Annotated in this window: 15 protein-coding genes; 3 read left to right on the top strand and 12 right to left on the bottom strand. The window is 40.5% G+C overall.

Going from position 1 to position 18386, the window contains the following annotated elements:
• The first annotated feature begins 52 nt into the window (after window positions 1–52).
• Entirely contained in the window at window positions 53–712 is a 660-nt protein-coding gene (locus Q7J63_RS19990; RefSeq protein ID WP_304888749.1) for a DUF6629 family protein, read from the top strand.
• Between the two features lie 74 nt (window positions 713–786).
• Here Q7J63_RS19990 and Q7J63_RS19985 read toward each other — a convergent pair whose 3' ends face one another.
• Both Q7J63_RS19985 and glgP read right to left on the bottom strand, forming a co-directional pair.
• Window positions 787–2016, bottom strand: a complete 1230-nt coding sequence (locus tag Q7J63_RS19985; RefSeq protein ID WP_019597033.1) for a DEAD/DEAH box helicase — start codon at window positions 2014–2016, stop codon at window positions 787–789.
• A gap of 225 nt (window positions 2017–2241) precedes the next feature.
• Window positions 2242–4785 carry an alpha-glucan family phosphorylase gene (gene glgP / locus Q7J63_RS19980; RefSeq protein ID WP_304888746.1) on the bottom strand — a complete coding sequence of 848 codons (2544 nt, stop codon included), beginning with the start codon at window positions 4783–4785 and terminating at the stop codon, window positions 2242–2244.
• A 921-nt stretch (window positions 4786–5706) separates the two neighbouring features.
• Between glgP and Q7J63_RS19975 the strand changes: the two genes are divergently transcribed.
• The gene (locus tag Q7J63_RS19975) at window positions 5707–6099 is read left to right on the top strand and encodes a hypothetical protein (protein WP_139189644.1); all 393 of its coding nucleotides are present in this window, start codon (window positions 5707–5709) and stop codon (window positions 6097–6099) included.
• Window positions 6100–6350: 251 nt separating this feature from the next.
• Here Q7J63_RS19975 and Q7J63_RS19970 read toward each other — a convergent pair whose 3' ends face one another.
• The 8 genes from Q7J63_RS19970 to Q7J63_RS19935 form a co-directional block, all read right to left on the bottom strand.
• Window positions 6351–7508, bottom strand: coding sequence for a methionine adenosyltransferase (locus Q7J63_RS19970; RefSeq protein ID WP_304888744.1), 1158 nt, complete (start codon window positions 7506–7508; stop codon window positions 6351–6353).
• 29 nt (window positions 7509–7537) lie between these two features.
• The gene (locus tag Q7J63_RS19965; protein WP_019597027.1) at window positions 7538–7984 is read right to left on the bottom strand and encodes a hypothetical protein; all 447 of its coding nucleotides are present in this window, start codon (window positions 7982–7984) and stop codon (window positions 7538–7540) included.
• A 198-nt stretch (window positions 7985–8182) separates the two neighbouring features.
• Window positions 8183–8701 (bottom strand): pentapeptide repeat-containing protein, encoded by a 519-nt coding sequence (locus Q7J63_RS19960; protein WP_304888855.1) that lies wholly within the window; start codon window positions 8699–8701, stop codon window positions 8183–8185.
• Window positions 8702–8755: 54 nt separating this feature from the next.
• Complete coding sequence (locus Q7J63_RS19955) at window positions 8756–9223, bottom strand: hemerythrin domain-containing protein (protein WP_019597025.1); 468 nt, start codon at window positions 9221–9223, stop codon at window positions 8756–8758.
• Between the two features lie 354 nt (window positions 9224–9577).
• Entirely contained in the window at window positions 9578–10303 is a 726-nt protein-coding gene (ric, locus tag Q7J63_RS19950) for an iron-sulfur cluster repair di-iron protein (RefSeq protein WP_304888741.1), read from the bottom strand.
• A 229-nt stretch (window positions 10304–10532) separates the two neighbouring features.
• Window positions 10533–10967 (bottom strand): Rrf2 family transcriptional regulator, encoded by a 435-nt coding sequence (locus Q7J63_RS19945; RefSeq protein WP_019597023.1) that lies wholly within the window; start codon window positions 10965–10967, stop codon window positions 10533–10535.
• A gap of 823 nt (window positions 10968–11790) precedes the next feature.
• The gene (locus Q7J63_RS19940) at window positions 11791–12609 is read right to left on the bottom strand and encodes a universal stress protein (RefSeq protein WP_019597020.1); all 819 of its coding nucleotides are present in this window, start codon (window positions 12607–12609) and stop codon (window positions 11791–11793) included.
• A gap of 4 nt (window positions 12610–12613) precedes the next feature.
• On the bottom strand, window positions 12614–14095 hold the full coding sequence (locus Q7J63_RS19935; protein ID WP_019597019.1) for a potassium/proton antiporter: 1482 nt from the start codon (window positions 14093–14095) through the stop codon (window positions 12614–12616).
• A gap of 173 nt (window positions 14096–14268) precedes the next feature.
• Between Q7J63_RS19935 and Q7J63_RS19930 the strand changes: the two genes are divergently transcribed.
• Window positions 14269–15645, top strand: coding sequence for an MATE family efflux transporter (locus tag Q7J63_RS19930; protein ID WP_304888737.1), 1377 nt, complete (start codon window positions 14269–14271; stop codon window positions 15643–15645).
• Window positions 15646–15703: 58 nt separating this feature from the next.
• Here the strand turns inward: Q7J63_RS19930 and Q7J63_RS19925 are convergent, their stop codons facing one another.
• Window positions 15704–16783 carry an MBL fold metallo-hydrolase gene (locus tag Q7J63_RS19925; protein ID WP_019597017.1) on the bottom strand — a complete coding sequence of 360 codons (1080 nt, stop codon included), beginning with the start codon at window positions 16781–16783 and terminating at the stop codon, window positions 15704–15706.
• Between the two features lie 39 nt (window positions 16784–16822).
• Complete coding sequence (locus Q7J63_RS19920) at window positions 16823–17056, bottom strand: hypothetical protein (protein WP_019597016.1); 234 nt, start codon at window positions 17054–17056, stop codon at window positions 16823–16825.
• Window positions 17057–18386 lie beyond the last annotated feature (1330 nt).

The raw sequence follows: 18386 nt of genomic DNA, 5'->3' as shown, positions 1-18386 counted from the left end.
TTTTGCGCACAATTGTTAAATAATCCCATTTTCAAACCGAAAAAAAGAACGGATGTGTTTCTCTGCTGAAGCAAGTTTTGGAGCCAGTATTGTCCTTGGAAGTATCGGTGCAATAGCGGTATCAAAGGTGAAAACACGTTCTCAATTTGCATTTGCTGCTATTCCCTTGATGTTTGCCTTTCAGCAATTGTCAGAAGGGATTTTATGGATAGCATTGTCAGCACCAAGCCATAGTTCTTGGAGCCATTGGTCCGCCTTGATTTTTCTTGGATTTGCACAGGTGGTATGGCCGGTTTGGATTCCGGTTTCAATTTTTCTACTTGAAACAAATAGGTTGAAAAAAATGGTGCTCGGTGGATTTATGGCAATGGGTTTCACCGTTGCCCTTTATTTATTGTATAGTATCCAGGAATATGGTTTCTCGGCGGAGATTAGGGGGGATCACATCAAATATACACTGGACTTTTCCAAGTCACTGGTGACTTGGAGTGCTGTTTTTTACTTCATCCCCATCGTGTTCAGTCCATTTGTTTCCAGTACCAAGGGGATGCCATTACTGGGTCTGGCAAACCTATTTTCTTTTTTGCTAGCCGAATTGTATTTCGAAGACCACTTGATTTCGGTTTGGTGTTTTTTTGCGGCGCTACTGAGTGTGATGGTTCTGGGTGTGATCATAAAGATGAATGCAAAAAAAAATAGACCGGAAGGATAAAGTTCCGGTCTATTTCTCAAGTTCATAAAACAATGTCTCAAAAAAGCAGACATTTTATTTTATCATTTCTCTCCCTACCTTTTTGAAGAATTGTTGTGTGCAGGTTTTGGTCTGGAATGGCCAGCATTTCCTCGGCCTTGTTGCTTTGGAGCCTTCACCGGATTGTGATCCATCAAAGGGAAAGGATGGTCCTCAATAACAGGGATTTTTTTGGCGATCAATTTTTCGGTGTCCTTGAGATAGGCTTTTTCTTCCGCATCACAGAAAGATATGGCCGTACCTTTTGCACCAGCTCTTCCTGTCCTTCCGATCCTGTGTACATAGGTCTCTGCGATATTGGAAAGCTCATAATTGATGACATATTCCAATTCATCCACGTCAATTCCCCTAGCGGCAATATCCGTAGCCACCAATACACGCGTGGTTTGGTCCTTGAAATTGGTCAAAGCGCGTTGTCTTGCGTTTTGGGATTTGTTTCCGTGAATCGCTTCAGTTTTGATGTTGTGGCTGACAAGCATTTTCACCACTTTATCAGCACCATGTTTTGTGCGGGTAAAGACGAGCGCGGTTTTGATTTTTTTGTCCTTGAGCAATTCGACCAACAAGGCGTTTTTGTTTCCTTTGTCTACAAAATAAACGCATTGGTTGATGATGTCAACAGTGGAGGATACCGGTGTAACCGAAACTTCCAAAGGATTGTCCAGAATGGTATTGGCAAGTTTGATGATCTCTGGTGGCATGGTGGCCGAAAAGAAAAGCGATTGTCTCTTTTTGGGTAGCACGGCCAATAATTTTTTGACATCATGGATAAATCCCATGTCCAGCATCCTGTCAGCTTCATCAAGTACAAAAATCTCCACCTCACGAAGGGAGACATATCCTTGATTCATCAAGTCCAAAAGTCTTCCAGGTGTAGCGATTAAAATATCTACGCCTGCATTCAGCTTTGCGACTTGTGGGTTTTGGTTTACGCCACCGAATATCACCATCGAGGTCAATCCAGTGTGTCTTCCGTAGGCTTTGAAACTTTCGTCAATCTGTATGGCCAATTCCCGGGTAGGAGTGACGATGAGGCTTCTTATTTTTCTTTTTTTGTTGAATGTTTTGTTGTTGGCCAAGCGCTGAAGGATTGGGATGGCAAAAGCTGCCGTTTTTCCCGTGCCTGTTTGGGCACAGCCCAAAAGGTCATTCCCTTCCAAAACGATGGGTATGGATTGCGCCTGAATCGGGGTAGGAGTAGTATAACCTTCCTCTTGAAGGGCCTTTAAAATAGGTTCAATGATGTTTAATGATTGGAATTGCATATATGATAACAAGTGTGAAATAAGATTTTGTACCGAATCCAAACAAAAGCAATCGGTAATTTCCTGCAAGTTAAGACAATTATACTTGGAATCCTTTTTTCGGTGGCGATGCCGAATCCTAGGTAAAAGCATTCATGGCCAATACGACTTTGGGAATACAGGTGATAATTGGGTTGGGGGAAGACTTCCTTGTTTTTGAAAATCATTCAAAAACGAGGAAGTCCATCACCTTTGCCAGTGAATGAGATTGATCTCTAGGGGAACCGTCAATCCCTCCAAGTTGGGGATGATTCGGGCCGTAAAGTCGTCTGCCGGTCTCGATGTGATGACCTCTGCCTGGTAATACAGCCCTTCCGACTCTGGATTCTTGGAGTTTGGTTCCATTTTTATCCTTTTGGGCGCACTCCCATCGATTCCATCGGCAAAGAGTTCCAGCATGATTTCATAGGGTTTTATTTCACCCAGATAGACCTCCGCCTTAAAGAAATATCCATTTTGAATGCCGGAAGTCTCTACAATTCCAAATTTCAGCTGGTGCCATTTTTCCTCAAGTTCCAATTTTTGCTGGATCAGTTTGATTCCCAATTTCCCATTATCGGCTGCTCGTCTCAAATATTTTTCAGCTGCGGGCAAGTAATATTTCCCGGTATATTCTCGGACGGTTCGATTTGCCGAAAATCTCGGGGTCAGTTTTGCCATGCTGTTCCGCATTCGTTTGATCCATGCCGTCGGTATACCATTTGGGTCACGGTTGTAAAATGTCGGTACCACTTCCTTTTCAAGGAGATCATAAAGTTCTTCCGCTGCTTTTATATCCCAGATAGGGTCATCCCCATGATCCATCTCATCGCCTATTGCCCAACCCACATCCGGTGAGTATGCTTCCGCCCACCAGCCATCCAGTGAGGATATGTTGATGCCGCCATTGACCAATACTTTCATTCCGCTTGTTCCGGAGGCTTCCCAAGGCCGTTTTGGGGTATTGATCCAAACATCCACACCGCGGACCAGATTTTCGGTCAAGGACATGTCATAATCATCCAAAAAGACAACATGGTGATGCAAGTTGTTTTGGTTGATGAATTGGATCCATTTTCGGATCAATGCCTTTCCGACTTCGTCAAAGGGGGCTGCCTTCCCCGCCAAAACCAGTTGAACGGGATGTGTGGGGTGGGTGAGGATCCTGATCAACCTTTCCGGGTCGTGTAAAAGCAAGTTTGGTCTTTTGTAGGGGACAAAACGTCGGGCAAAACCCAAAGTCAAGGTGTTGGGATTGAAAACCTGTCTGGCAATCTCAAGCATCTCCGTCGACCTACCGGAAATGCTCAACTGCCGTTCAAATTGATTGCGGGTAAAATTGACGAGATTGCTGCGGGATGAATTGCGCATTTGCCAAAGCGTCTCATCCGAAACGGCCACCATCTGCTCCTCCAAATTCCCAAGATTTCCTCGCCATCGGTCTTTTCCACAAGTTTGGGTCCAGATTTTATCCGAAATCTCAGAATCCCAGCTTGGCATGTGCACCCCATTGGTGACATGTCCAATCGGGACCTCTTCCACCGGCCATCGGGGGAAAAGATTCATAAACAGTTTTTTGCTTACCTTTTCGTGTAAACTGCTCACCCCATTGATGGCTCCACAACCACGGATGGCCAAGTAAGCCATCTTGAAATCCTCTGTTTGATCCTTTGGGTCCCATCTTCCGAGGGCCATCAATTCATCGAAATCAATGGACAGTTCTTCCTGCGAATAGGACCCTAACATTTGTTGCATCAATGAGGGTTTGAAATGGTCAAAACCAGCTGGGACAGCGGTGTGGGTCGTAAATAGGTTTCCCGATCTCGTTACCATCAATGCCTCCTTAAAGGAAGTGCCTGTTTCCTTCATGTAATCATTGGCGCGCTCCAAAACCAGAAATGCAGCATGCCCTTCATTCATGTGACAAACCTCTGGTTTTATCCCCAATGCTCGGAGCAATCTCCAGCCACCAATCCCCAGAATCAGTTCCTGTTTCATCCGAAGGTCAGCCCCTCCTCCATAAAGTTCATTGGTGATTCCTCGATGGACGGGAAGGTTGGCGGCATCGTTGCTGTCCAAGAGAAAAAGCTTCACCCTTCCTGCCTGAACCTGCCAAGTTCTCAGCCAAACAGGATATCCGGCTATTGAGATCTTCAATCTCAGCCATTCGCCGTTTGGCAATCTCAAGGGGGTGATGGGCAACTGTCCAGGGTCATTGTAGGGATAGCGTTCCAACTGATTGCCATTTTTGTCGATTTCTTGATGGAAATAGCCTTGTTGATAAAAAAGTCCGATCGCCACTACGGGAACACCCAAATCACTTGCTGATTTAAGTTGGTCACCGGCTACATTTCCCAAGCCTCCTACATAAATCGGAAGCGCATCGCTAAGCATAAATTCCATGCTGAAGTAAGCAACAGCAGTAAGTTTGACATCTGGGAATTTTTTATGGAACCAAGCAGGGAGGGTATTGGCCTGTTCCTTTGCTTGTAAAATTGAATCCAGGTTTTCGCGAAAACCGGGGTCAGACAACAATTGCTCAACCCTATCCCGTGAAACTGTCTGTAAAACCACCCAGGGGTTATTGGTAAGTTCCCAAAGGTCTGGATCAAGCTGTTGCCATAATTTATCCGCTGTATGGTTCCATGACCACCTCATGTCAAGGGCAAGTGCCGCCAGGGAATTGATTCCTTCGATAGTGGATGGTAAAAAACCATACAATTGATTGGTGCTAAAAGTTTGTTCGCTCATCGGATTGGTTTTAGATAAAACAGAAGATTTTTTTCCTCTTCTGTTTGGTGTTGTTTTCAAAGAAAAAATCTAGTCAATGCCAATGATTTGGCATCAAAAATAGCGGTATTGGAGGCTCCCAATTCATTGTCACCATCAAGTGGATACTATAAAGTGATTTTGGGCATTCTGAAATCAACTCAAAAACACCTTGAGTCAAATTTTACTGAAGTGATTTTAATCGATTGGGAGAGCGATTTCTTCATTTCTATTTTTCAAATTCTATATTCTCTAAGTTTAGATTTTTTATGATTACAATTAATATTGAAATAGTTATAAAAATACTACTTTAATATTTAATAGGTAATCAAAATATGAAATAAAATTTATTTTCTGTCAATTGATATGGAATGGTGGTGATTTTTATAAGAAAAAACATGAAAATATTTTTTAAATCATTTTAAGGATAGCCGTTAAAATTTTATTTTGGTTATATTGCTTCAATTCAAAAAGTAATATTCAATCGGATAATATTGTGCCTTTGAATTTGAGTAATCAGTTAATACCAATGCTGTTGGGTGAATTTAAGAATTGAATATTGATCTGGGGGTTACATTTTTTGATCAAAAATAAATGAATATACAATTTTCGTTTCTGCCCAATGGAGGTAAATCAAATCGTGCTGCAATCGGTTTGACCCTATTGCTTTGCATAATTTTAATTTGTGGCTTATTGATAGGGAAAGCGTGGGCCAATGCGCCCTACACTACACTACTCCAGCATCCGATGACGCTCTTGGAGTCCCCCTTGTATACGGGGATTTTTTTTCGGATTGGTTGGTTCTTTTGGTCTGTGTCGATAACAATATGTTTTTTTGTATCCAAGGTTCTTTCCAGTCGGGCAGGAAGAGCCAGGATGAGTCGGTTTTTATTTGTGTCCGGTATGTTAACATTGATTTTTTTCCTGGATGATGTGTTTCTTATCCATGAACAAGTAGCAGCCTTTCTCGGTATTTTCAGGATATTCATTCTTCCAGGTTATGGGGCATTTTTGATGTTGTACCTTACCGCCTATCATTCGTTGATTCGTAGGACCGATTATAGCCTATTGGGCATCTCTATGTTTTTCTTTGCTGTTTCTTTGACGATTGATTTGATGCAGTTGGGATTTTTTGATCCAGTGCTTTTTGGAATGGTGGCAAAAATGATAGGCATTGTGAGTTGGATGGTTTATTTTTTTCGATTGGCGAAAAATGCGCTACTTACCCCCACTATCCCAATAGCGAATAAAAGGGATGGTGTTTCCAACGAAATACCACACTATCATTATAATTGAGGGGCCACTGGCCTTCATTTTATCCTCTTCAAAACGTGTTTCTTCAAGAATTGGAGGGTAAACCCGAACTATTCATTAGGATTTTTAAGGGTAGGGAAACGGCAAGAAAACCAGACTATTGGGAGAGTAAGTCGTCTAACCAATATGCTGAAATCAAAAAACAGAAAACACAGGAAGGTTATTGTGCAATTGCCGGCTGGAATGGAATTGTTGATCCATAAGCCGGGGTGAAATCAATTTTCTGGAAGTATTCAATCTTTGAATTCAATGATTCTTCTCCAATATCGGGGAAGTTCCAGGAGTTTCTCCTTTACAAAATCATCAAGATTGTCCGGATTTGAATTTTCGTAATCTATCTGGATATGAAGCAGTTGTGGTTCAGTGATGGGTTTTCCAATTTGCGATACTATATAGACATATGCCTGGCTCGCAAAATGATTTTCCACGAGGCTTCTGCTCAAATCCATGGCGAAATAATTGTATATTTTTCCAATATGACTGACAGGGTTTTTTCCTGAGGCAGCCTCAAGGCTCATGGGGCGATAGGGGCTGATCAATCCGTTGATGCGGTTGCCTCTGCCCACCTGCCCATCGTCTCCACTTTCCGCACTCGTCCCCGATACGGTCAGGTAAATGCTTTCCCGTTCATAATCATCGGCAGTATTGATGTCTATCGAGCATTGGCCCAGATTCAGCGTTTCCTTCAGGTAGGTTTTTACCTTTTCGATTTTTGAAATGTAATCCGATAAATCAGAAATATGTCGGTCGACCATTGCGATGGCGACAGTGAATAGTTGTTCACTTTGATTTTTGACGCCCATGACCTTTATGTCTTCTCCAATAAATGGAAATTTCATCTTTGTTAGGGGATGGTTCAATAAGCGCTCAATTTTCAGGATGTTGTTTTCCAAAAATGAAAGTGGATAGTAGCCGACTCCAAACGAGGTGTCATTGGCCAATGGGATTTCGCCTTTCCCAAACCTGTTGAACAACTCGACCAATTCAATACTTCCCTTTCTGATCTTTGAAATGATTTGGATGTCGGTTTCCACATTGAGATTCCTGATGTTTTTCGCGAGCCACTGCTTGGCGGTTTGGATGGCAATTTCTTCCACGGGAACAGATTTATCCTGTGCCTGATGGGTGGCCCGGCCGGCGATGATCAGAGAGATGGGTTGAAGGATTTTCCCACCATTAAATATAGGTTCGGATTGACCGCCGATCAGAAGGGCCTTGTCCACATTGTGGTGTTGAATACTTCCGAATTCAGTCAAGTAAAAGCGGCAAAGTGCTCTTGAGATTTGTTCGGTGATTTGATCACAAATGGTGTCAGGATGACCCAATCCTTTGGTTTCGGCCACCTCAAAGCTTTTTGAATAAAAATTCTCTCTGGAAATCAGGATGGCCATCGTATTTTCTTTAATTGACTTAGGGGAAGTTAATTTTTATTGGTTATTTCTGGATGCCTTATTACTCCTCCTGTATTTCCTGTTTGTTGGGCAAAAAACAATGTCACCAAACAAACCGCCAGGGTTACGATAGAAATCATTCTTGAAAAGGATTTCTTCTTCCAATTGGCCCACACTCCCAGAAGAGATACCGCACCTAGGCCGTAGGAAAATAAGCTGAAAGTTTCGGCAGCTTCTTCATGGATTTTAATGGATTCCTCATTTATCCCAGGCATCTCCTCCACTATTTCCTCGGCACCCTCTCCGGTTTGGAAGGCGGGAATGGTGCTCAGTGCACCCAAAACAAAAAGCAAATATGCAGTCCGCTGGACTATTTCAGAACGGACGACCAATCCACCAATCAAAACCAAAAGGCCTACTATCGGTATAATTATCGGTAAATGATTGAAAACGAGATGCAAATGGGCTTGGTTCATATTCTTAAATTTACAAAATAACCATTGATTATTGACAGGTTTAATGAATCCAATTGCTGAGATCCATTATACAAAAATAGAAGTTAAAACCTGCAGAATATTTAAGATAGTCTTAATATTGTCTTAAAAAAACTTGAAATAAGAATTGAAGAATTTGGGGATTGAGGTTGAATTTAAAATTTTTAATGCACCATTTAGTCACTCTATCTTGATATCATATTTGTGCAAAAGTCCTTCGATTCCTAGAAGGGAGAATTTTGCTTTTTTAATGGTGTTTCTTTCTGGATCGATGCTGTAATTTGACGCGGTGGTGAAGTCCACTTCTTTCAAAATTGTATTGTTAAAAATGGCATTTGTCAAATCCGTTTCGGAGAAGGAGGATTTTGACAGATCGCTTTCAAAAAAATCCACATGCCGCATGGAGCATTTTATAAATTGGGTTTTTGGTAATTTTTTTCTGGAAAAGGAACAATAATCCAACGAGCAATCTTCGAACTTTACCTCAAAAAGGAAATCCAAACATTTACTGAAATTCACGCCCAATATCTTACAATCCTTGAAGGATACATTGTTCATTTGACAATGAGGGAGTTTGCACAGTGAAAAGTTGCAGTTTGTAAAGGTACAATCCATGAACTTTGAGGATAGAAAAATCCCATTCGAAAAATCGCAATTCTTAAATAAACAGTTTTCGAATTCCCTGTTTTTGGTTTCCATTTCGGCGAAGGCCAAATTGACAAATGTGTGATCTTCGTAGATTAGTTTTTCCATTTATTTTTTCCAGAATTCATCCATCGGGTTTTCCTCGAAAGCAGTCTCAGTATGGTTTTCAATGAGAGCTTTCATTTGTTCTTCAGTGGCAGATTGCTGAATGACATTGAACAGTTCTCGCTCTTCAAAACGGATATGCTTTTCCAATTCTTCTTCGATCAAACTTAAGGACTTTTCGATTTCCTTCTCCTTGTGAAACAATCTGGCAAGTCTACGGTGTTCCCCGATCGCTTTTTTGACCAACTGATGTTCCAATCCTAGTATGGGGAAGAGGAAATCTTCCTCAATCTTGAAATGGGGTTGAAGATAATTCAAAAAAAACCAATCTGCATAGGACTTTATTCTAATTACCGGAATCTCAAGGGAAAATCCCTTTCTGATTTTCCAGCACAACAAAAGGCTGTGGTGGTGCTCCCTGCTTAAGGGTTGGAGTTCGATATTCCTTTTAAGTGGCTTTTTGTCAGTCATGATGTTTAACCCGTTTTATATACTGAGAATGCTGCTCAATACTGTATTTATCTCATAATTAGTCAGTTGTTGACTTTTGTTGACTTCACCATATCAATGTCAGGAATTATTATCCCAATTGTCTGATTTTCTTGCAGTTTCAACCTTCTTAGGAAGCCTAGTGCATATTTCTGGCTTAAATTAATCTTGAGTTTTCAAAATTTTCGCAAAATCAATTTTTTCAAGCCAAAGACTGACTCCTTGATGTTCCTTGACAGGTATGCGATTATAAAACAAGAAATGATCACTCTGAAGGCAACTTTTGGTTTCTCTCCTTAGCGTCATTTCTTATTTTTATTTGAAACCCACGGCGGATTATCCGTTCAATTCTTTTTCCATTGCGATGGATTTGGGAAATAAAATATTGTTTTCCAAATGGATGTGGAGGTGCAAATCCTCTTCAAATTCCCTGAGCAAAGCATATGTCACTTGATAAGTACCGCATCCATCTTTTGGAGGGGTAAAATCATTGCTCAGCGCAGCGATTTTCCTGAAGCGGTCACCTTCCACTTCATGTTCATGCATCATCATTTGAACCGGATTGTCAACTTTTCCGAAATGGGGTTTTTCCAGCTTAGAATTGCTTTGTTTGGCCTGCATCATTTTTCGTACGAAAGGGAACAAAATGAATTCTTCTTTTTTCATGTGTGCGGTCAATTCGCCGCCTGAATGTTTAAACTCCTCGGCTATTTCGAACAATTCAGGATGGACCTTTCCATGTACTTGACAGAGTTTCTCCAAATATTGGTTCAAAATGGGAATTTGGGTCGAGACATAACTGTGGTGCTTTTTCTCGATGTAATCCGCCAATAGATCCAGTGGCCATGATTTGTAATTCTCGTTTTCTTCTTTTCCCAATTCTTGCAAAGCCTCAATTTCGCGGATTACCACAGCCGGATCTACGTTTTGACTCTCGCTGGCTTCCTGAATGCTTCGGTTGCCTTTACAACAAAAATCAATATTGTGATTCTTAAAAACTTGAGCGGTTCTGTAATCCGCTGCTACCATTTCTCCGATTGTTTTTAACTGTACTGTTGTCATATTTTTATGTGTTTTTTTATGAATATTTTTGTGAATTCCAATGAAATAAATTCATGATTAAATCATCAGAATAGTCTTCACTTGAAGAAAAGAGGCTATTCTGATTTTGAGAATTGAAAATTCCCCCAGTATTTTGACGTCCTGTTTTGGGTTGTTTTGCTGTAAATTCTCTTGATTAAATGATTAAGGTATAATAAGACTCTAATATCCTTTATTTGAATAATTTTTTTTAACGCTTCAGGAAGGTAAGCCCATCGTGCAGTCCAGTGGCAAAACCCAAGAGGCTGGTTGTCTCCATCATGGCTTTCAAATCCGTCCTGATCTTTGAAAATTGTTCATGTAGGGGACAAGGGAAACTTGAATTGCATTGACTCAATCCCAATCCGCATTCCACGAAAATGTGATCCCCATCTATCGCATTTACGATTTGGATTAATTTCAATGAATCCATTTTCTCTCTTTCAATCAGAAAACCTCCCATTTGTCCTCTCACGGATATGATGATTCCTGCGTGAACAAGTTTTTGGAGAATCTTGGCCGTAAATGCCTCAGGTGAATCTATTTCCTTTGCGATGTCTTTGAGGCTTACACGATTTTCATTTATCGATTGCAAGGCAATGTAAAGCGTTGACTTGATACCGTATTGACAAGTTTTTGAAAACATTTCTCTTTAGTTTTCTCAAATGTAAGCATAAATATTTAATCGGACGTTTTTATCCGATTAAATATTTATGCTAAAATCAGTAAATGTTATAAGCTTTTTGAAAATCCTTGTAAGAAATGAATTTCAATTGCTCCTTATTTTTGCTCATCAAAAAACCCGAATTCTCAGCAGAACTCGGATAGAATCTGCCAAATCAAAAAGTGAAAGAGTAGGTTTTTTTATTTTTGGAATATAATTAGATTGCATTAAGGATTGTGTGCCATAGATTAACAAACTAAAAAAGGAAAATATGAATAATATGTTCAAAGGATTGATTGCAGGTTACGGTGCCTATAAGTTGGGTGGAGGATGTTTTGGAACCATTTTGGTTTTTGTCATCATTTACTTTTTGCTTGGCCAGTGCAGCTAAAGTTTAGCTGAGGCAATTGGGGTTGCCTTTTAATTCAACCAGGTCTTGTGAAAAAATTTTTTTAAACTCTAATTTTCCAAGGTTTTTTGTCCGAAAATCAACGGCTATACTCGAATTCATACCGAAGTATCCAAAAATACCTTTCTGTTAAATCCGAAATATGCATTCCGTTTCCAAATGGGATTAAAATTGCAAGAAAATCAGACTATCTGGAGACCAATTTCTGACGCCAAATACGGTGAAGTCAAAAACAGTCAGCATCTATTGAATTATTGGTAAAATACAATCTTGATTTGAGTTCGTAATGCATAAAATGGGCTAAAATATCGAAAAAGTGCTCTTGAATATGAGGAAGCAACACAAACTTAAATTTTGTAGAATTCTATGACGGCCTCCAAAAATCTGTTTTTTTCCTTAAGGCAAAATGACCAATGGTGTTTCCCCAGCATAAACGAGTTCATTGATCATAAACTTCCGAAAAAGCTGATCTGTCCATTCTCTCGATCCTTTTTGAATGACAAGCAGTTCCTTGGTTTTGTTGTTGATCACCAATTTGATTTTTTCAAAGGCATCTGTTCCCTGATAAATTTCAAAATCCGTTATGTATTTTTCCCCAAAAAGTAAGGTCAAATCCCTCAGTTGTTTTTCCATTCCCAGCGTTTCCTCGTTGTCTTTTGCAAAATAGAAGAAAGTGATTTTTTTGGATTTTCCTCCCGTGAAATTCAGAAGTCTGTTCAATTCCAAAATATTCAAAGGATGATTTTCGCTCACGGCAACATATAAATCAATGGGCGAAAAGCTTGAAATATCTTTTGGGATCGCAACCATTAGATTATTGATGTTTTCTATAATTTGGATAGTGGTGCTTCCGAGGAAAATTTTCTTTAGAAACCCAGTGCCTTTCATTCCGGTAAAAATCAAATGTTCAAAGGGTTCTTCCAGAAAATTTTGAAGAGAAAGCAACAAATTGGTTTCGGAAACAGAATATTGAACATTGGCGTTTTCGGGCAAAGTACTTTTTGACAAAGTTTTGAGCTTATCAAGTGCTTTTTCATTGATCATTTGCGCAATCGAATGCCGCGTCTCATTGTCAGCAAGGGCTGGGGATACTATTGTTGTTTTGTGGTAGAGCAGTAATTTTGCATCCACCAATTTTGACCAATCATAGGCATACTGGATGAGATTGGCTGAATGTTCCGAAAAATCAACTAGGACGATAAAGCGCTTTTTCATGGTTTTATAGTTTAGTGGTTAACATTGGGATTTGTAGGCAATCATAAACTTTCTCAATTCCTGCTTGCGTGTCAGAAAGCACAATCAAGGTGTCATGGTCCTCTATGACCGTCGCACCATTGGGCGTGAGGAATTTTTCACCCCTTTTGATCATGGCAATGATTGCCGTTTTGGGGAACTGCAGATCGATGATTTTTTTTCCAACGGCATATCCCAATTCAGGAATTTTAATTTCCACCATGGCTGTTTTCACCCTTTCTGATAAAAACATGTCCGTGGGGGCAATGGGCTTGACTCTTTCCGGTAAAGCCACATGCAACCATTTTGCGATGAGGGTCAAAGTGGTCCCTTGTAACAGAACCGAGGTCAGGGAAATGAAAAAGACGATGTTGAAAATCATTTCCGCCTTGTCGATTCCAGCCAAAAGGGGATAGGTTGCAAACACGATCGGCACTGCTCCCCTCAAGCCTACCCAAGAGATGTAAAACCTCCTTCTGATTTTCATTCTGAAAAAAATCAGACTCAAAAATACACTGACGGGCCTTGCCACGAAAATCAGGAAAAGTGAAATGAGTAATCCAATTCCTGCAACTGGGACAATGTGTGAAGGAAAAACCAACAAACCCAAAGTTAGGAAAAGCACAATTTGCATCAGCCAAGCCAATCCGTCAAACATTTTCAGGATCGTTTTTTTATGCATCAGTTCACTGTTCCCCAAATAAACCGCACACAAATAGACCGCCAAAAATCCATTTCCCCCTATGAAATCAGTCGCGGAAAAAGTGATAAACATCAAAGCAATTACGAGAACTGGATATAGCCCTTCAAAGTCGAGGTTGATTTTGTTGATAACATATTTGCTAATCCTTCCAAAAAGATATCCCGCCAATGCCCCAAAAATCATTTGTTGGAGAAACAATGGAATGATGGAAGTGATGCCGAGGTCCTGATTGATGACCAAGCCCAAAAACGCGATTGTCAAAACATAGGCCATTGGATCGTTACTCCCACTTTCAAGCTCAAGGGTGGGACGTATATTTGACTTGAGAGCCAGGCTCTTGGAACGAAGTATGGAGAAAACAGCAGCGGCATCCGTGGAGGAAACGATGGCGCCCAATAGCAAACCTTCATAAATGGTGAAATCCGTAATTGCCCAGACAAATGTGCCCAATGAAACCGCAGTAAGAAGGACGCCAATGGTCGAAAGTGAAATACCCTGCCACAAAACTGGTTTTATGGATGTCCAGCTCGTATCCAATCCCCCCGAAAAAAGAATAAAATTCAGCGATACGATCCCGATGAATTGGGCTGTTGCGGGATCATTGAAATTGATTCCACCAATTCCTTCAGAGCCAGCCAAGATGCCAATCAATAAAAACAAGACCAATGTTGGGACACCGAATTTATAGGAAGTTTTGCCAGCGATGATGCTGATAAAGAGCAATAAAGAGCCAATTAATAAGATGTTTTCAATGGTTAAGGTCATCGGTCATTATTTTACTAAGGTTTTCTGCTTTTCTATTTGCATCCAATATAGGCAAAATCAATTGTTTAAATTCTAGAAAGAAGTCTTTAGGGGCCTTTAAATAGCCGGTTTAGACCTAATTTTCCGGAACCACTTTTTGAATTTTAAAGTACATTTGTGGTTCAATCACAGTTATGTTGCAGCTACTAAAAGATGCCCTAGGTGGCAAGGAGCAGGATTATACAAAAGTCAATTTGAAAACTGGCATTGTCTTGTTGGCAATACCCATGATTTTAGAGATGCTGATGGAATCACTCTTTGCGGTGGTCGATATCTTTTTTGTGGGAAGGTTGGGTGAGCATGCTGTGGCCACGGTGGGACTGACAGAGGCGGTAATTGTCTTGGTATATGCCATCGGTATGGGGATCAGTATGGCGGCGACGGCATTGATCTCAAGAAGGGTAGGGGAAAAGGAGTATAAGGAAGCCGGAAATGCGGCCTTCCAGTTGCTTGCTTTTGGGGGTGTGGTATCGGTTATCTTGGGTTTGTTGGGATTTTATTTTGCCGAAGACCTACTCAGAATGATGGGGGCTGAGAACGAGGTGTTGGCAATAGGTGTTGAGTATAGTAGAATAATTTTCGCTGGAAATACGGCGATTATGCTCCTTTTTTTGCTCAATGGGGCTTTTCGAGGTGCTGGGCAGCCGCACTTGGCCATGCGGGCATTGTGGATTTCAAACGGTTTGAATATTGTTTTGGACCCCCTGTTTATTTTTGGATTGGGAAGTTTTGAGGGATTTGGGTTGACAGGCGCAGCCATCGCCACTACAGCAGGGCGAAGCGTCGGGGTAATTTATCAATTGTACCATCTGTTCAATGGGAAGCATAAATTGGTTATTTTAAAGGAGAATTTGACGATCAATTTTCTGGTGATTAAGCGGATTGTGAGTATTTCTGTTGGGGGAATGGGGCAATTTCTGATTGACTCGGTGGGTTGGATTGCGCTCACGAGGATGGCCGCCGAATTTGGTAGTGTGGCAGTGGCTGGTTTTACCATCGCCTTTAGGATTTTGCTTTTCACGCTGATGCCAGCTTGGGGCTTGTCCGGCGCTGCTGCCACTTTGGTGGGACAGAATTTGGGCGCCCAAAAATACAGGAGAGCTGAAATTTCAGTCTGGCTGACGGCGAGGTACAATGTGATCTTCCTCGCTTTGGTAACCGTCCTTTATTTATTGGCGGGAGATGTATTGGCAGGTGTTTTTACCGACACGGATGCTGTCCGGGAATTGGCGGCAGATGGCTTGAAGGTGATCGTTTTGGGTTATGTGTTCTTTGCCGTGGGAATGGTCATGACCAATGCTTTCAATGGTGCCGGAGATACAAAAACCCCTGCACTGATCAATATTGGGGTTTTTTGGGTGATTGAAATTCCTTTGGCTTATTTTTTGGCCTTTGTGGTGGGATGGGAAATGATGGGGATTTATATCAGCATTGCCTTCTGCCATTCCCTGCATGCGGTGGTGGCGTTTTACATATTTAGAAAGGGGAAATGGAAGTCCGTTAAAATTTGATTTGTTGAAGGTTCAGGGGCCAAGCTCTAGGCCCGTTGTTCTCGTTCAAAGGATTTCTTTATTTTCCAACCAAAAGGTTTTTTCCCAAAACTACGCGGAGAAGTTCCCCCTCGAGTTTGGATTCATGTTCGATCAACACATCCAGGGGTTCCATCCTCGGTTCATCCGAAAGATCAAAAGTTCCAAAATGCATAGGGATAAAATAGCGCCCCCCCATTTCATTGAAAGCATCAATTGCATCCAATGGGCTGATATGGGCTTGGTTCATGAACCATTCCGGCTTGTATGCGCCAACTCCCATCAAACAATAGTCAGGCTCGCCAAGGGCAGTACTGATGTCTTTGAAATGAGGTCCGGAACCACTGTCCCCCATGAGATAGATGGATTGTTGGTTGGTCTTTAAATAAAATCCACCCCAGAGACTTACATTTTCATCGAACAGGCCCCTTCTCGACCAATGTCTGCTGGGCACATAGGTGATCTCAAAATCCAAACCGGGAATGTCAAACTGCTGGTACCATCCGGCTTCCTGAATCATTTGACCTTTCGTCCATGAAATAATCACATCCTTCATGCCAAGTCCTGTCAAAAATGTGACTCCAGGATTGATTTCGGAAAGGTATTCCAAGGTCTTCTCATCGCAATGATCTCGGTGACTGTGTGAGAGCAGGATATAATCCAGAGCAGGCAAATTATCCAGAGAGATCGGCAATTTGCTTTCCCTTTTTAAAAATAAATTGTCAATCAATACAGGATCGGTAAGCAGTACTTTCCCGTTGATTTGCATGAGATAGGTTGCATGACCCAACCAAATGAGATAATCGGCATCGCCCTGAAGTGCGTCGTTGTCAACTTTAACAGAAAGCCGTCTGGTTTCATTTTTCTTCTCTTTCTTTTGGGGATTCTTGCTGGTTTGCCATTTCAGCAGGTCTCCAAAACTGGATTTAAAAGGTTGATAAAGGTTCTGGAAATTCCCTTTTTCATCTATCGGCGTACCTTTCCAATTATTCAAACCGGAGATGGTATTTAATTCGGGATTGGAAATAAAAGTCATTTTGTGCTCTTTTTCAGGATTGTTGAAATAGAAAAGCGTGAAAATTGGAATCAGTGTGAGGAATAAATATTTTTTTGATTTCATAATGTCATTAACCCAACCCAGATCCCAAGCACAAAGTTTCTAAGCACTCATCAAATAGCCAATCAATTCTGATGGTGTTTCTACTTGATTTGCCTTTTCATCTGCCAATTCTTTGTTCAAGCCGTACTCCAATTCGAATACCAAGCCCGAAACAAAGATTTTGTCCATATCCAATTCCCTGTAAAAATTCGCAGATTTTCTCTTGCCGGTAAGTGGGATGCCATAAGATTGGAAAATCCCGATGGCTTTTTTCATTGCTGAAATGTTTTTCATGGGTATAGTGATTAAAAGGGTTCAAATAAAAACAAATGTAGAAAATTCAATCTTAATTTAATTAACAATTAAACAACCTTATTTTTTAAAATTTGTTAAACATTAATTGGTAAAATTATATTTTATTTAAAAAATACAATTTTTATTGATAATGTCGAATTGGGATTTGGTTTTCTAGAAGCCATTCTTTAACTGGAAAAGGGCAAATATGAACATTGAAAACTTATTCTTTTTATCAATATTCACCATTTACGTTTGCATTGGGAATAAGGTTTAAGTTCCAATTTGGTTCATGGATTGCAGCTGCATAAATGGGGATAAGGATCTAGAAACCAATAAGAGGGGTAAGGATTTCTGGAGTTTTGGGCAGCGGAATTACAATCCAAAAAATGTCTTGCATATGCTTCTTTATTTGATCCATTTGAGAATTTTGAAACAAAGGAATGGTCAATCAAAAAATTGCCTGTACCCTTGCTGATCTTCAAACTCCCAGTAAAAACCCCTGATTTTTTATTGGGATGAAAAGACAGTCTAAGGAAAAAACAATATTGATGTTTTTGAAATTGTTGAGAACAGAATTCATTTATTAAATACTTATTATCAGTGTATTATATCAAAAAAATGTGTCCATACTTGACAAGTAGAAGTGGGCGTCAGCGGAGGATTTCACCCAGTTTTTGATCATTATTTTTAAAAATACCCAAAGATCAGGAAACAGATTTTTATGGATTCCTTGCCCATTTTCAAACACTTCGTTTCCTCATATACAAACCAGCGGGATTAGCATTTAGGTGAGATGTTTCTTTGGCAATTGAATTTCAAGATTTGGATGGTGACTGCGTTTCCTTTAACCCGAAATATGAAATAGGTTTCCAAATTGGATTGAAACTGCAAGAAAATCAGACTATTGGGAGAAAAATTCCTGACTCCAATAGGGAGAAGTTAAAATAGTAAACAACTAAATGATTATCAGTGAATTATACTATTGAATTGAGTTCGTAATGCATAAAACGGGTTTAATAATGGTGAGGTAGGAATCCGTTTTTATGGGTGATGTACCACTTTGATCTTCATTTTTAAATTATGTTAAATGATCATCCGCTACCGTGCCATAAAAAATATTTTAGAAGAAAAGGGGTGAATCTCGAAAGCTTTCGGGACGAAGCTGGAAGAAGCTTCCAATAAAGATTTCGTTTAAGGGTTTTTTGAATTTTGGTGGTTACTGGTAATATTGCGGATGGACATTGCGTTAAAACGGAAACATGCATTAGGATTCCCAATTGGGTTGAGGTTGCATGAAAATCAGATTATTTGGAGAATAATGCATGTT

This window comes from Rhodonellum sp. (assembly GCF_030656585.1).
GTDB lineage: Bacteria > Bacteroidota > Bacteroidia > Cytophagales > Cyclobacteriaceae > Rhodonellum > Rhodonellum psychrophilum.
This window is presented reverse-complemented; position numbering and strand designations above follow the sequence as displayed.